Genomic DNA, 16,505 nt, shown 5'->3' with positions numbered 1-16,505 from the left:
TTGGTTCACAGTTTAATCCTGCTTTTTTTGATTATTACTTAGTCGAAAAAAGCAGGTATTTATAATTGGCAATCGACTTTTATATCGAATATAAGTATTTGCTTAAAACAAAATGCTGTTTAACAAGCCGTTTTAAAGGCCTACCGGCTAAGGTTTTACGTTGATAATGATCCTTGCATAACGGGTAAGCGCCGGTTTACCATTATCGGTTACCGCGCAGATAAAATGCAGGCTACCTTTGCCTTTTGGAACTGTAACCGAAGCCACCGCCTTATCTGCGTTTTGCACCTCAACAGCTTCCTTACTTACCGGGCCACCGGCAATGAAATTGCTGGGTTCGGGGTATACATACCAATGATAGGACAGCTTGTTCCCATCCGGATCGGTTGACCCGGCAACGCTTAACTTTACACTGCTGCCCGGCTTGGCAGTGGCATCCTTAACTTTTGTTTGATTTATCACCGGCGGGTGATTGGCATCTTTATATGATTTTACACACCAATCGGCACGGGCTGCAAAATCATTTTGCAGGGCATCGCTCCAGCGCCACATTTGTTTGAAGTAATCCAGTACCTGGTCGTGCGTGGCAGGCGGGGATTGCTTAACACTTAGGCGGCCCCAACTACTGCCGCTAAACCAGCGGCCATCAGGGTATTGGTAACCGGGTATCAATACGGAATCTAACCAGGTATTTGCCCTCACCTTTACAAAACGCCCGCCCCAGCCGCCGTACGATGGTGACTCCATACTGCGCAAACCGGTAGGGATAAGGTAAATGAACGATGGCGAATCGCCCTCAGAGCGGAAATCGCCATTGGGCATAGCTTGGTAAATGGCCGTAAGCGGGCCATGATTTTCCAAAATATTCTGCTTCATCCATGCGCTCTGGAAGTAGGGATGCATTTCTTCGGGCTGCGTCTCGGCCCAGCGGTAGGCGATAGCCTCAAACTGATCGGCAATAATGGTGGGGATATTATACTTGCCCCAATGTGGCTTAATGTAAGTTTGATAAGTGCTGTCCTGCTCCCAGATCAGGTAAAAGCGCATTTTGTTGGCTACAGCGCCCATTTTTTCGGGATGCCTTTCCTCGATGGTTTTTAACGCCCGGGCAATGGTGTTGGTGCCGCCCCAGGCCAGCAGCCATATGGGGCGCTTGTCGGCATCATTTAGTAAAACTTTGGTGATCAGGTCGGCGCCCGGTGTCATCGCGGTCATTTCGCCCTGGGTTTCCACGTTGCCCAGCAGGGTGCGCTTGCGCAGGTAAATGGGTGAGGGGTAACGTTTATCATGCTTCAGCAGGTTAGGATAGACCTTGGCGTACGCTTCGAGGTACGGATCGACCCAATGATCGCCCGGCCACTTTTTTATATGCGAGTGGTATTGCGAGCTTGACGTGATGATGCCCTCCACATCCCACTCGTTGGTATACAGCAGGAACCGCACCATCGAACATTGATCATCTATCTCGCCATCCGAGGTGGCAATAACCCGGGTCTTGGTCGATTGGGTTTTGGGCTGCGCCTGCACCTGCCCGGATGTGCCGATAAATGCGGTAAACATCAGTGCCGTAATGATCAAAGCTTTCATAATTTGCCGGTTTAAGGTTATGCCGATGGGGTTACAATCTGTTAAACTTAAAATTGCTGAATTTAACATCGCCCTTGCCATAGGCAAAAAAGCCGGGCAGGATGCTTTGGAAATCGTACAGCGTGTTGTGGTTATAGCCCGATACCTCCAACCCCCATTCTTCCTTTATCCAATCGGTGCCGTTGTAGCTATGAAAAATAGTAGCCACGTTGTCAATTATTCGCATCTTAAGCCATAGCTCATTATTCCCGGTATGCGCTACCCGGCCTTTGGCCGCGCCTTTTCGCCAGCGGGTTACAAATTTGTTGTCGAAACTTACGCCTACAAAGAAATCGGCATTGTAAAAAAGCGTTAGTCCGGCCACAGCGTCGGCATCCTTATTTATTTTAACGCTAAACTCGTAATTGGGCGTGCCGGCCACAAACAACATCGGGCCCGATTCCTGTGGTGTTGTACCTTGTGCCTTTAACGTAAGTACCCCATCTTTTGCCGATGCCCGGCCGGCGTCATATTTTTTGTAGAATTTCCAGTCAAGGCCGATCCGGTATTCACCCAAATGAGATAAACGGTCGGTGGTTCTGCTACCGCTAACGGGTTTGGCCATCGGGAATGCCACGTTTTTGCCGGTCGGGGCCTTTATCCAGCCATTGGATAAAAAGGTTACCGGTTCCAGCAGGGTTTGCCTGCCCAGGTTCATAAAATCTTTTTGATAGGCATGATAAACGATCCACCAGCGACCATCCGGCGCGTCGATGAGCGAAGCATGGCCCTTGGACCACCATTTCTCTGTGCCGCTGTAAGTGTGTATCAACGGGTTATTTGGCGCGTTCTCCCATGGCCCGTTGATGGATTTGGAACGCGCCACCACTTCCATGTGCGATGTCGGCGGACCAGCCGTACCACCCTCGGCGCTTAGCCAGTAATAATACTGGCCTATTTTCTTCAGCTTAGGCCCTTCCATCGCCATGCCCTCGGTGATCCAATCGTCAGGGATCTTCCAGCCGCTGTAAACCTTTTCGAGCGTGCCGGGTACTACCGATAAACCGTCAGGCGTAAGCTTTGCGCGGTTACCACCGCTTAAAAAGATCCAGCGCTGGCCGGTCTCGTCGGCAATGTGGCAGGGGTCTATGCCATCCACCTTCAAATCTACGGGTTCGCTCCATGGGCCGTGCGGATCTTTGGCGGTAATTACAAAATTGCCCTTGCGGGAAACCGTGAAGTAGATATAATACAGGTTGCCGTATTTGCAGATATCGGGCGCCCAGATGGAGCCAAGGTAGTTGGTGAGTCCATAGCTGATGGGTTCCCAGTTCACCAAATCGGTAGAATGCCATACGGTAAGGCCGGGCAGGTAATCAAAGGCCGAGTGCGTCATGTAGTAATCCTTACCATCGCGCATAATGCTGGGATCGGGGAAGTCGCCGCCAAGGATGGGGTTAGTAAAGGTATTAGCGCTTTGGGCACGGACTTTAACAGTCGTTTTTTGAGCAATAGCAGCAAGACTGCCCGCCATAAAAACAGCGCAGATAACGGACTTATAAAACAGGCTCATGGTTTATAATGGATTATTATTAGCTAAAATATGCTTGCAGCCGGCTTGCCTGGTTTATTACCTCAGGACAATCGCTCCCAGCTACTTTCCCGTTGATAGCAATTGATCCGGTGCCAGTGCCTCGGGATAAAAGCGCGCTTCGCTTACCATTCCCTTAAACCAGGCCACCTTATTTAAACGCATCCCAATGGCGATCTGTCCACCATTCATGGGCTGGAAATCCATCGGGCTTTCCAACTGCTTCACCCCGTTTACATAGCTGCTCATCTTTTTGCCATCGTACACCATGGCTACCCAATACCAGCGGTCGGCAGGCTGCAACTGAGTGGAGTCGATCAGCGTTACCGCCTTGTTCAGCTTCCCGTTTTTCAGATGCGCGTCGAGGTACCATTGCCGCTTTGGCGTCAGGCGTACTTCTAAGGTGCCGCGGTTCTTGTCTGCATCTTCAAAATGGATAAAGCGTGGTTCCTTAGGACCATCGCCATCCGGTTTAAACAATACCTGTATCGTGAACCTCGACCAGCCATTTATCGGACTTGCTGGAATGATCAACCCATCATTTACACCATTGAACGCGATGCCTGTAAACGCACCGTTTGTTGCTACTGATGGTGCACCCTGGATAGCCGGCGTATAATCACCAACTTTATCCGTGGCAGTAAATTTCCAAATGGTTGGCTTTATCTGCGCCTTTGTGGAGGTAACCAGGCCAACGGCGATAATGACCATCAGCCCAATTGCCTTATTTTTGAAATTCACCATCATATATGCCTAAATATAATCATTATATGGCATCCGCAGCACTAACAGCCTATCCTGCAACTGCTTGTTTTATTTAGCCACCGCGTAGCCAACCGGCACCACCGTTTTCAGCGGAACCAGGCTGTTCAAATAGATCTCGATATTGGTATAACCGCCACCGTTTTTAGGATACAGCGATGCATCGGCAGCGCTTTTAGGGTTTAAGCCTTGCTTGATCTCATATTCGTCTGGCATGCCGTCGTTATCGCTGTCCTTGTAGGGTGTGCCCTTATATTCGGGGTAACCGCCAACCTGTGCGATATCGCTGATGATGCCTTTTTTGTACGAATCAGGCGGCAGCCGGTGCTTCAGCATATCGTTGCCCTTGGTGCTTTCAAGCCCATCCTTGTAAGGGATCTTACCTGTTTTTACCTGCTCAATTATCCGGGTATCAACTGCGTCGCGCTTTGGTAAAAAGGCGCCTACGTTGGTCAACACATAGTCAAATGCTTCTTTGGCCGATATCAGCGTAAATTTAGCGGCGGGGAATGGCTGGTTAACACGGATGCTATCGGTTAAGCGACCGGCATCCGGCTGATCGCCGATTTGGATGCCGCCTGCCCAGTTATCCTTAGTTACGGCATCGTTACCCTCCACAATATTGCCGTGAGCATATACCTTGCCATAAATGGTTTTCGATCCGTTAACGCGGCCCGGCTCTGGCTTTAAAATGCGGTGGCCGATAGGCTGATCGAGCGGGGTGATGGGGCCGGGCTTATAATAGTTATTGATAAAGTTAAAAAACGAGTTGTTATCGCCGCCGTCGGCGCTTCTGTCCCACCAGTTAAACACCACGTTGTTGAAGAAGCCAAAATCACCATACATGCCGATGGACGGGTTACGGCTGATATTATCGGCCCAAAGGTTACGCATAAAAGTGCTGTTCAATCCACCCAGCGTACTGCCAAAGGCGTGGTTGTAGGTGCATAAACCCTCGGCAAACATGGAATTTTGGATGCTGATGTTTACGGTCGGCAGCTTCTCGTCAACCCCCTTGCTATCGTGGTAAATATGGCGGTACATGGATATTACCTCATCCAAACCCCAACTGCCCGATACGTGGTCAATCATTACGTTGCCTATCGGGTTTCCGCCCAGGGCATCATCGCGACGGGTAACATCCGTTTCACCGCGCCTGAAGCGCATAAAGCGGATCACCACATCGTGTGTATCTATCCAAACCGATTCACCCGCTATGCAAATACCATCGCCGGGAGCACTTTGCCCCTCAATAGTAACATAAGGCGCGCGGATGCTGATATGGCTTTTTAATTTGATAATGCCCGATACGTTGAACACGATAATGCGGGCGCCGCCCTGCTCTAACGCGTCGCGTAAGGTACCCGGACCTGAATCCTCCAGACTTTTTACCACGATCACCCTGCCTCCGCGGCCACCGAAAGAGTAGGCGCCACCGCCCTCGGCACCCGGGAATGCCGGTATTTTAGCCTGCGGCAGATTAGAGGGCTTCGCGGCCGAAAGAATAAATGGCTTACCGTTTGCCGCGTCTTTTTGAATAGCGGGCTGGGCTTTTTCCCAGGCCACATCGGCCTGTTGCTTCACCACACGGTTAGCCGAGTCGGTTTTGGCCTGCATGGCCTGCGGTACTTTGGGGTATTGTGCAAACGTCGCGGTGCCTGATAAAGCCGCGCCTGCAAAGATCACAAAAAGAGCTTTTTTCATATATATATGGATATGTCTATATTTTAATAACGCGAAATGCCGGTGGGCAATGGGTTTATAAATTTACCAATTACCAAATATGCGGCACTTTCGGGTGTATTGAGTATAGCATTTTTCCAATAAATTGTAGGAATTTATCCTGCCACGTAACAATTATACTTCTGATAGCGATAGGATAGTGTAATAAACGATTATAACATTGCCGTATCCGCCTACGATGCCGCCTTCACCAGGTTGCTCTTCAGGTATTTGTCGCGGTAATCGTGCGGGGTGGTACCGGTTACCTTTTTAAAATGCCGGTAAAAGTTGGCAATGTTGTTAAAGCCGCAATCGTAACAAATAGCGGTGATGGTATACCGGTTCTCTATCAAGGCCCGGCAGGCCTGGCTAATGCGAATTTGGGTAAGGAAGGAGGTATAACTACGCTTGGTAACCATTTTAAAGTATCGGCAAAACGAGGTATGGTTAAGGTTGCTCGACCGGGCCACATCCCTTAGCGAAATATTTTGCCTGAAGTTGTTAAGCGTGTAGTTACAGATCTGGTCCATGCGGCACAAGGCGTTATTATCTGATATGTTGAACCGCTGATCGGCCAAGGTTATGGCCTGGTAATCATTACAGTTAGCCAATACCTTTAATACCGATAATAGCAGGATGATACGTTCTAAACCGCTGGCAGTGAGCATTTGCTGCATCAGTTTAACCAATATTGGTTTAGCGGCCCCGTTGATCACCATGCCGCGGCGGGCCTTTTCAAACAGGATGGGCACCTGGTAAACCTCGGGCAGGTTGGTTAAATAGGGGCCAAGGCAATCGGGTTTAAATTGCAGGATAATGGTTTCTACGTTAGTGTCCTCGCTTTCATCATCCGTTGCGTTCTCATATCGCCAGCAATGCGGCAGATGCTCGCCAAGCAGAACGATCTCGCCCGGACCGAACGGACAAATATTATCGCCCACAAAGCGCAGGCCCTCACCGCGCACTACGTAATGTAGTTCAATTTCAGGGTGATAATGCCAAAGGCCCTTAAAATCGGGCGATAAACTACGGCGTATACCATACGATTCCTGCGGACTGCTGTCAATTTTTGAGAAAAACGGTTTCATAGTGCTTAGGTATTGGTTATTGGTTTTGAAGGTTGATTATACTTTTTTGGCGACAGGATGCTTACCCCGGTTAAGGTAAACCGGCCGCAGATGCAGCAGTGCCGGTGGCACTGCTGCGATCCACAACCGGGTATTGCTTAGTGTGATAGGGTTTAGGTTAATAACCCTCTTTTTTAGCAAAGCAAATGCCTTAGAAGCAAATAATGGCCCCTTCATCATAGGTTTTGTTAATTGGTATTAAGTTTTAGCGCCCGGTTAGCATTGCACTGCCGGCTATTTTTAATTGGTATTTTTCACGCTAAACCGTGCCGCGTTGTACGGTTTAGATCGATGTATCAGCGGTCGAAAATTGTATGATCCTGATTCTCTCCCGCATTGTTTCTGCAATCGATTACACAAATATGATAGCGTAGCTGCTGCTATCAATTGCTGATATTATCATTTAATTATACAATATTATCGTTATTTAATATAAATAATTGATTATCAATTATTTAACTAACTATTTAATTGTTTTATTATTTATAACTGATTTTCATAAAGCACGGGGTGATTTTGGCTTTTTGTTTTGTTGGGAGAATTTATAGGAGTAGCGTGGATGATAAACGTATGTCCTGATTTAACGTATTGGTATACAGTATTTTATTATTTTGCTTGCCTGGGGGGCTTATGCTTCTTGCAGGTGGTTGTTTTTAACTGATGGATAAAAAATAACGCCTTATTTTTAAGTCATTTTAACCCCCTAAATAGCACAGATTAACACCTTAAAACAGCGCCTGCATACAGGGGAATGAAACAGGTGGTTACTTATAGCAGACTAAGTAAAACCATAATGTCTACCCTCAGAATTACCCCATGGTAAAATCCTACAATAAGGTGCAAACAGAATATAACACCAAAGTTACACTGCCTATACCTTTGATTTCAGATTTGACCGAGGTCGGTCTGTAAACCAATAGTAACCAAAGTATGAGGCATTGTATACCCAATCAACGCCCTTGCTGTATTAATATTTTGCCACTGCATTTAAAAAATGCGGATGGCGATATATCAGCAATGGCCACATCTTCCAAAAAGCATTAAAACCAATAAATAATAATATATGAGAATTAAATTTTTACTAAAACTGTCCGGGGTTCTCCTGTTATGGCTGGCCTGCCTGTCCGCGCATGCGCAGGTGGTGGCTATATCCGGAAAAGTTACCGATGCAAAATCAGGCCAAACCCTGCCCGGCGTTACTGTGGGCATCAAGGGCAAGCAAAATAATGTGGCCAGCAACAACGATGGTGTTTATCACCTGCAGGCCGACCCCAAAACGGATGTACTGGTGTATTCGTTTGTAGGCTATAAGCGCCAGGAGATCAAGATCAACGGCCGCACCAATATCGATATCGTGATGGAGGAAGACCTGTCTAAAATAGATGAGGTGGTGGTGGTAGGTTACGGCACTAAAAGAAAAGCGGAAGTAATTGGCGCCGTAGCTACCATTAAAGGCGAGGAAATTGCCGACATCCCGGCGCCGGATATTGCAGGTGCGTTGCGTAACCGTATTGCTGGTTTGGGCGTTAGTGCCGTATCAGGCCGCCCGGGTGCCTCCATTACGCTTAACGTACGTAATTCGCAATTAGCATCAACAGGCGCCTTTGGTGCAAGCACAGAACCATTGTATGTGATCGATGGCGTTGTTTCCACTACCGATCAGTTTGACGCTATCGACCCTTCGATGGTGGAAGATATAACAGTGCTGAAAGACGCATCGGCAGCTATTTATGGTGCCAGCGGCTCAAAAGGTGTAATTTTAATTACTACCAAGCGGGGTAAAATTGGTAAACCCAAATTTACTTACAACGGTTATGCGGGTATTTCTGATGCGGCAACTGTGCCTAAAATGCTATCTGCTTATGATCAGGCTAAATTATACAACGATAATCTTGATCAGCAAGGCTTTTCTACCAACGATAAATATTTTTCCGCGGCGGATCTTGCCTTCCTGGCCACCAAACCATACAAAAGCTGGTTTGATGAACTGTGGCAACCTGCTGTTATGCAAAGGCACAACCTGCAAATGAGCGGTGGTTCTGAAAAGATCTTGTTTTTTGTTGGGGGGAGTATCCAGAATGAAAATGCCAACTATGCCGGTATGCGCAATACAAAATATGGTTTCCGCAGTGGTATTACAGCTACCTTTAACGAAAGCCTGAAAGCCGATGTTAATTTTAACTTGAATTACGGCAACAAATTCAGTAATAACGATATATCAGATGATACAGACAAAGCGTTCTTTCAGTCGATGATCACGGTGCCGATGTGGATCCCGATCCAGATCAACGGCATGCCGTTAAACTTTGGTGGTTTTAAAAACCCGCTGGCTATTATCAATTCAGGCTATTACGCCAAACAGGCCAATACCGACTATACCATAACCGGTGCTTTGAATTATACGCCTAAGGCCGTTCCAGGTTTAACATTGCGTTTCCAAATGTCGCAAAACGGTAACAACGGGCATAACACTACCTACACCCCGCCTTATAAACAGTATAATTTTTATAACCAGTACAACAACACTGCTCTTTACAGAGATTCGTTGGTTAGCGTAACCGATGGTGTATCGGCTGCAAACGCCAGTTACGAACCTGTTTTAAGTTATGCTTCGCGTTACCAGGCCAATATCACTGCTAATTATCTCCATTCGTTCGGGAACCATACCATTAGCGCGTTAGTTGGCGGCGAACAGTCTGAAAGCAGATCAGAAAACCTGGACGCGCAATGGATAGGCCAAACAATTCCTAATACAGACGAATCATGGGCGTTTAATCCAACGGTAACCATAAGATCAAACAGCAGATCAGAAAGTCTTAAACAGTCGTTCTTTGGCAGATTAAGCTACGATTATAAAAAGAAATACCTGATTGATGCTGTTGGTCGTTTTGATGCTTCCACCAACTTTGCTACCGGGAAGGTTTGGGGATTTTTTCCTAACGTTGGCGCGGCGTGGATCCTTTCTGAAGAAGATTTCTTCAAAAATGCATCAAAGCTTAACTTTATCAGCTTCCTGAAACTAAAAGCAAACTTTGGTTTAACAGGCGATGACCGTGTGCAGGATCGCTTATGGCAGGCTAAATATAAGGTAGATGTTGCCAACACAGCTTATGTTTATAATAATACCAATGCGCCATCTTTTAATCCTGATGTGATCGCTAATCCCGATATTACCTGGGAGAAAAAACGCTCTATAAACCTTGGTTTGGAATCAGCCTTTTTTAACGGCAGGTTAACTTTTGGCTTTGATTACTTCCATGATTACGTTTACGATCAGTTTGATAAGAACGCTTCAAATAACTACCCATATACCGCAGGGTTCGCGGCTGCAGTTGTTAACCATGAAAATCACCACACTTACGGTACCGAATTTACTATTGGATACAATAGTAAACTAAGCAAGGACCTGACATTCAACAGCAGCGTTAACTTTGGCTTCAGCACAAGCTACGTAAGTCAGGTTTACCAAAACCCTTACCAGTATTTCCAAAATACACCATCAGACTGGCAGATAGCCCAGGGTGTGAATACTAAGGTTTATAACAGCAGCAACATTGGTTTAATAGCGAAGGGTATTTTGAAAACGCAGGCCGATGTAGATGCCTTGTTGAAGCAATATCCTAACTATACGATTAATAAACTGATCCCCGAACCGGGCTGGATCTACTACGAAGATACCAATAACGATGGCCACATTGATGATTTTGATGCGGTACCGATGTATAAGAACGGCACAAGCCCTGTTATAAACCTGGGCTGGAACCTTGGCCTTACTTATAAAGGGTTATCTTTACGTACAAACATCGTAAGTAACTTTGGCGGGCACGTATTTTATGATAGCCGTGCCATTACGAAACCAACGCTTACCGTCAACGTGCTTTCGTACTGGTCAGATCACTGGACACCACAAAACCCGGATGGTATGCTGCCAAGGTTTGATGACCCGTATGCCAATAAAAACTCTACCTTTTGGGCGCGCGATGCAACTATGATACGCATTAATAACATGAGTTTAGCTTATGCTTTACCAGCTCAATGGCTTGCTCGTACCGGCTTTACCAACGTAAGGTTAATTGTTACGGGCAACAACTTGTGGACGCTCGTTAATCCGCTGCCGTACAAAGACCCATACACGTCATCGGCTTATGATTATCCAACTATCAGAACTATATCTGCAGGTTTAAGTGTAGGATTATAAAACATTACCATCATGAAAGCAAAAAATAACATATATAAAATAACCGCCAAACGCGTTGGCTTGCTTGCCGCATTGGCAATAATGACCCTTGCAGGCTGTAAAAAGAACTTTGAATTGCCTGCACACGGTTCAGAGGATGCTGCTGTTTTGTGGAACGACGAGGGTTCCATACAGTATCATTTAAATGGCACTTATCAAATAATTATGCCCGACTACCCGTATGAGATTGCGGCTTACCTCCAGGAATTTGCCAGCGATGAGAACATTGGTTCGGCAACAGATAATGCCTTGAAAAATATAATGGGTATTGGAAGTGTAATGACATCGAACGATGTGAAGATCATTGCCAGCAAATACCAGGGTACCAATAAAGGTGATAACAAATATTTTGATATTGCACGTTGTAACGAAGCCATTGGCAAGATCCCTGTTTCAACCTTATCAGCCTTAAGTCAGCGAAAACTGATCGGGCAGTATTACATGTTAAGGGCTATGGCTTATTTTGACCTGGTTAGGTTATACGGTGGCGTTCCATTAATAACAAAGGCGCAAGACCCTGCCAATTTAGAGTTAGTTGGCCGTTCAAGTGCTAAGGTATGTGTTAATCAAATTATTAGCGATCTTGACTCGGCTGCGGTAAAACTGGACGGTGTTACCTGGGCCGATGCAACAGAACGTGGTAAATTAACCAAAGCTGCCGCTTTATGCTATAAAGCAAAAGTATTGCTTTATTGGGCAAGCCCGCAGTTTAACCCGGTTAATGATGGTGTACACACTTACGATGCAACCCGCTGGCAAACAGCCTTGGCCGCAAATAAAACTGCTTATGACTACTGCGTTGCTCAAAATTTCAAATTGATGACCGATTACAGTACCATTTTCCAAACAGAGGGTACCGCTAATACAGAAGCTATTATTGTTAGATCGTACTCAAACACACTGGCAAAAAGGGGCAACAACGTTGAAGCCAAAGTTCGCCCGGCTGGCGCACTTAACGGTGGCTCAGGTTCTGATTACTATGTAGCTTCACAGCGCATGCTTGATGCGTATACAATGGCTGATGGTACGCCCATTGCGCAGGCTGGCACAGCTTATGATGCCTTTATGTATTGGAAGAACCGCGATCCGCGTTTTGCGCAAACCATTGCCTATAACGGCAGCAACTGGAAACTGAACGGTATTGCCACCAGGAAACAATGGACATATACTACAGAAATAGAAGGCAGCAACAAGCCGTTTTACTGCAAGCGTTTCAGCGCTCCGGATCTGGCGGCTTCGTTGGTAGCTGTAACAGGTGATATTGGCGGTAATGGTTTCGACTGGATAGAGCTGCGCCTTGCCGAAGTGATATTAAATTATGCGGAGTGTTTGAACGAAACCGGTGATCTGACCGGTGCTAAAAATATGGTGCGCCAAATAAGGGTACGTGCAAAAATTACCGCCGGTGCAAATGATTATGGTTTAGGCTTCGCTACTAACCAGGCCCAAATGCGCGACCTGATTGCTAACGAACGGATGGTTGAATTTGCTTTTGAAGGTAAACGTGGTTGGGATTTGAGAAGAACACGGAAGTTTCACGAATTAAGCGGCAATTTATTTGTAATGGGCGAGGTAATTAGTCCGGCAAATACAGCCACTAAAAAATCTGAATTGGAAACCGTTGACGCTAACGGTATACGCGGCCGCGATAAACTGGATATGAACAATGCGACAGTTTATAATAATTATTTTGCACGTACAGCTGTGTACGGCAACAACACCCAGGCTATCGCTATCAACGCGGCGCAATGCTATTTCTATGGTATGCCAAGCAGCTTTTTACTATCATCACCGCTGATCGATCAAACCCTCGGGTGGGATAACGGAACTTTTGATCCACTTAAATAAACGAATTTGAAAATGAAAAGATATAAATATATTTTACCGGTACTCGCGGCAATAACTTTGTTTTTGGGTGCCTGCAAAAAAGAGGGTTCCAATATCTTCAACATGTTTGAGGGGGTTACCATCGATGTGCATAACTCCAACCCCGAAGATGTGGTTGACACCAAAACCGTGAACGACGGCGACAACGTATCGTTTAACTATACGATCACGTCAGACCAGGATATGTACGGCATATCGATATTGGAGGTAGGCACAAATACGCCCATCCGCAAAGTTGTGTTAACAGATGCCCAGCGCCGCAGTTTTTCTGAAGTGTATAAGTTTGTGGCTAATAACAGGGTTGGCCCAACCAGCTACCGCATTTATGCTACCGATAAAGTAGGCGTGTATATGGGTGACGGTCATAAAGTGTTCACCATTAACATCAACAACAACTTCGATTTTAATCCCGAGCAACATGTTGATCTGGGCGACAGTTCGGTTGTAGACGCGGGCGCTACTTTAACTACGCCGCCTACCACTACCTACACTGCCCGCACAGCCGCAAAAAGCTTCTACTCATTAAACGATGTAAAGGCTTATAATTATGCCGATGCGAAAGCCAATGCGACCAATATCGACTTTGGTATCTATGCAAAAACAACCACATCAAAAAACACCACTACGGGTGTTGTAACGGTTACGTATAACTATTACGCTTACTCGCCAACTACTGTGGCAACCACCTTTTTGCCCTTTACCGGTTTTGACTTCAGTACCTGGACAAAGCACGATACCAAGTTTGTGCTAACCACCCAAAACTCGGCAACCTTTGTAACGCTTAAAACCGGTACGCAAATTATAACAGCCGCCGTAGCAGCAAAGCCTACAGGTACCAGCTGCGAAATTAAAGCAGGTTCTACGTTTTATGCGCTTACGCCAGATGGCCGTTACGCCGCGATATATGTAGATAAGATAGGGTACGATCATATCTATGGTTATTACGCCAACTTCTTTATCAAGTACGCTTATAAAAAATAGTGGCTTACTGCTACAGTAAACCAAAATTTCGGCCCGCTCCGTATGTTAAATACTAAGGACGGGCCGAAATTTTGTTTGCTCAGAAAAACTGTCAAAGTAACAGTAATAATACTTTGTCGCCTCCGGGTATTACTAAATTTGCATAATTCTTTAAATACTACCGCTATGAAAACGTATTTCTCCCTTGGCGTCTTAGTTGCCGGGCTTTTATGTCCCGCGATATTATTGGCGCAAGTTCCTGTACTAAAAGTAGATCTTAACACCGCCGACCGCCAGCGTGCCGAAGTGAACGAATTAGGCTATGCCGCCTGGCCCGTTAAACCCGGCGATAGCGATATGATGAAGCTAAAGGGTGTCACCATCACCTTTACCAAAAAAGGTGGCAGTGGCCGCCTGGCATCGGGCTATTATAAAACAGCGGTGCAGGCCCCATACTATGCCCGCCTGGCCGGCGACGGTTTGATCCTGGACGGCGGCGCGGGTTCTGCAATAGAAATGCGCATCAGCGGATTACCTGCCGGCGAGCATACGTTACTTACTTATCATAACAGTTTAAAGGGTGGCAATACTCAGCCTGGTGCTATTAATATCTCGGTGAATGGCCAGCAACAGGTGAGCAACTTGCAGCCTACACAACGTGTGCACGAAAATTCAGATAGTCAAACGGCTTTCCTGCATTTAAGCGCACAGGCTGGTAAAGATGTGGTTATACTGTTTGAAAGCGCCGCTACATCGGCCGATCACGGCATTGTGATCAACGGATTTGAGCTAAATACCGGTAATATTAAGGAAATGGCCCGTCTGCCACTTCCAAAAAATGGCGATGAACATGCCGATGCCGATAATGGCACTCTTGGTTTAAAATGGACGGCTGCCCCGCAAGCCGCTGCACACGATGTATATTTAGGTACGGATTCTACCGCCGTAGCTACTGCCACTCACACATCACCCTTATTTAAAGGCAATGTGAAAACCACCGGGTATAACGCCACCGGCATCTACAGCATGCTCACCTACTACTGGCGCGTGGACGAAATTGCTGCCGATGGCAAGGTAAGTAAAGGTAATGTTTGGTACTTCCGCCCGCGGCAATTGGCTTTTGTGGGTGCTGAGGGCTACGGTCGCTTCGCCCGTGGTGGCCGTGGCGGTAAGGTGGTTGAGGTTATCAATTTAAACGATGACGGCCCCGGCAGTTTCCGCGAAGCGGTAACAAAGGATATCGGTCCGCGGACTATTGTGTTTGCGGTATCGGGCATCATCAAACTAAAATCGCGCCTTACCCTGCACGAAAAGTATGTAACCATTGCCGGGCAAACCGCGCCGGGTAAGGGTATCTGTATTGCAGGCGCACCAGTAGGGATAGTAAATGATGACGATATGGTGCGCTTTTTACGCGTACGCATCGGCGCGGGCACTACTTATGATGGCATGGGCCTTACGGGTGCCGATAACAGCATTGTAGACCATTGCTCCATCAGTTGGTCTATTGATGAGGGCTTCAGTTCGCGCGGGGCGCATAATATTACCTTGCAGCGCACCATGATAGCCGAGGCGCTGAACGTAGCCGGGCACGATCATTACGAAGTGGGCAAAGCGCACGGTTTTGCCGGAAGTATAGGCGGCGAAGTAGGCAGCTTTCACCATAACCTGTTGGCACATTGCGCCGGCCGTAACTGGAGCCTGGCCGGTGGTGCCGATGGCGATGGGAACTATCTGGGCAAAATGGATATCCGTAATAACGTAGTTTACAACTGGGACCACCGCGCCACCGATGGCGGCGCCCGCGAGGTTAACTTTGTAGGCAACTATTATAAGCCCGGCGCTTCTACCACATTCTTTTGGGCGCTTAACGCCCAGCACGAGGGTTATGGCGGCGGTATGCAACGTTATTATTTTGCCGGCAACGTAATGCCCGGTCATTTTGATTTAAGCAATGAAGCCGATGGACGCAAGGAAACGGGCAAGGTTTCCTATCAAACCTATTTGGATAAGCCATTCTTCGAGCCTTACGTAACCACCCAAAGCGCCGAAGACGCCTATAAGGATGTGCTATCGGATGTTGGCTGTAATCAACCAACTTTTGATGATCATGATATCCGTATTGTTAACGAAACCTTAAAGGGAACATACACTTACAAGGGCAGCAAAACCGGTAAGGCTGGCTTGCCAGATAACCAGCAGGACGTAGGCGGATGGGAAAACTATCCCGAAACACACCGCGATGCCAGTTTTGATACCGACCACGACGGCCTGCCCGACTGGTGGGAAAAACTGCACAATACCAACCCCAAATCAGCCGAAGGAGATTTCTCCGATGCCAATGCAGATACCGACCACGACGGCTTCACCGCCCTTGATGATTACCTTGGTTGGATGGCCAATACACACTTTGAGGCGCAGGCAGGTAAGCCGCTTAGCATCGACCTGAAAACCCTATCGCGCGGGTACACTAAAAAATGTGTTTACCAAACTGATAAAGTAGTGAATGGCGAAGTTGCTGTTAAAAATGGCGTGGTATCATTCACCCCGGCCAAAGCAGGCTTAGCTTCGTTTAGCTTTACCGTAACTGATGGCGATAAGAGCACCTTTACCCGGCAGATAAATATCCTGGTGCAATAATGTATTTATAACA

The 16,505-nt window shown here is 47.0% G+C and carries 9 protein-coding genes; 4 read left to right on the top strand and 5 right to left on the bottom strand.

What is annotated here, in order from left to right; translation table 11 throughout:
- Nucleotides 1–147: 147 nt before the first annotated feature.
- The 5 genes from HQ865_RS13495 to HQ865_RS13475 all read right to left on the bottom strand — a co-directional run bounded on the left by HQ865_RS13495 (nt 148) and on the right by HQ865_RS13475 (nt 6,729).
- Nucleotides 148–1,587: a DUF1593 domain-containing protein gene (locus tag HQ865_RS13495; RefSeq protein ID WP_173415396.1), complete on the bottom strand. Its 1,440-nt coding sequence runs from the start codon at nt 1,585–1,587 to the stop codon at nt 148–150.
- Nucleotides 1,588–1,618: 31 nt separating this feature from the next.
- Nucleotides 1,619–3,139, bottom strand: coding sequence for a family 43 glycosylhydrolase (locus HQ865_RS13490; protein WP_202020383.1), 1,521 nt, complete (start codon nt 3,137–3,139; stop codon nt 1,619–1,621).
- Between the two features lie 81 nt (nt 3,140–3,220).
- On the bottom strand, nt 3,221–3,904 hold the full coding sequence (locus tag HQ865_RS13485; RefSeq protein WP_173415395.1) for a LamG domain-containing protein: 684 nt from the start codon (nt 3,902–3,904) through the stop codon (nt 3,221–3,223).
- Between the two features lie 66 nt (nt 3,905–3,970).
- The gene (locus HQ865_RS13480; protein WP_173415394.1) at nt 3,971–5,623 is read right to left on the bottom strand and encodes a pectate lyase family protein; all 1,653 of its coding nucleotides are present in this window, start codon (nt 5,621–5,623) and stop codon (nt 3,971–3,973) included.
- A gap of 212 nt (nt 5,624–5,835) precedes the next feature.
- Nucleotides 5,836–6,729, bottom strand: a complete 894-nt coding sequence (locus HQ865_RS13475; protein ID WP_173415393.1) for an AraC family transcriptional regulator — start codon at nt 6,727–6,729, stop codon at nt 5,836–5,838.
- Nucleotides 6,730–7,831: 1,102 nt separating this feature from the next.
- Between HQ865_RS13475 and HQ865_RS13470 the strand changes: the two genes are divergently transcribed.
- From HQ865_RS13470 to HQ865_RS13455, 4 genes are all read left to right on the top strand, one after another.
- Complete coding sequence (locus tag HQ865_RS13470; RefSeq protein ID WP_173415392.1) at nt 7,832–10,966, top strand: SusC/RagA family TonB-linked outer membrane protein; 3,135 nt, start codon at nt 7,832–7,834, stop codon at nt 10,964–10,966.
- 12 nt (nt 10,967–10,978) lie between these two features.
- Nucleotides 10,979–12,853 (top strand): RagB/SusD family nutrient uptake outer membrane protein, encoded by a 1,875-nt coding sequence (locus HQ865_RS13465; RefSeq protein ID WP_173415391.1) that lies wholly within the window; start codon nt 10,979–10,981, stop codon nt 12,851–12,853.
- Between the two features lie 12 nt (nt 12,854–12,865).
- Nucleotides 12,866–13,873 carry a hypothetical protein gene (locus HQ865_RS13460; protein ID WP_173415390.1) on the top strand — a complete coding sequence of 336 codons (1,008 nt, stop codon included), beginning with the start codon at nt 12,866–12,868 and terminating at the stop codon, nt 13,871–13,873.
- A 165-nt stretch (nt 13,874–14,038) separates the two neighbouring features.
- Nucleotides 14,039–16,492 (top strand): Ig-like domain-containing protein, encoded by a 2,454-nt coding sequence (locus HQ865_RS13455; protein WP_173415389.1) that lies wholly within the window; start codon nt 14,039–14,041, stop codon nt 16,490–16,492.
- The last annotated feature ends 13 nt before the right edge of the window (nt 16,493–16,505 follow it).

This window comes from Mucilaginibacter mali (assembly GCF_013283875.1).
Taxonomy (GTDB): domain Bacteria; phylum Bacteroidota; class Bacteroidia; order Sphingobacteriales; family Sphingobacteriaceae; genus Mucilaginibacter; species Mucilaginibacter mali.
The sequence above is the reverse complement of the archived record's forward strand: the minus strand, read 5'-3'. Positions and strand labels throughout refer to the sequence as shown.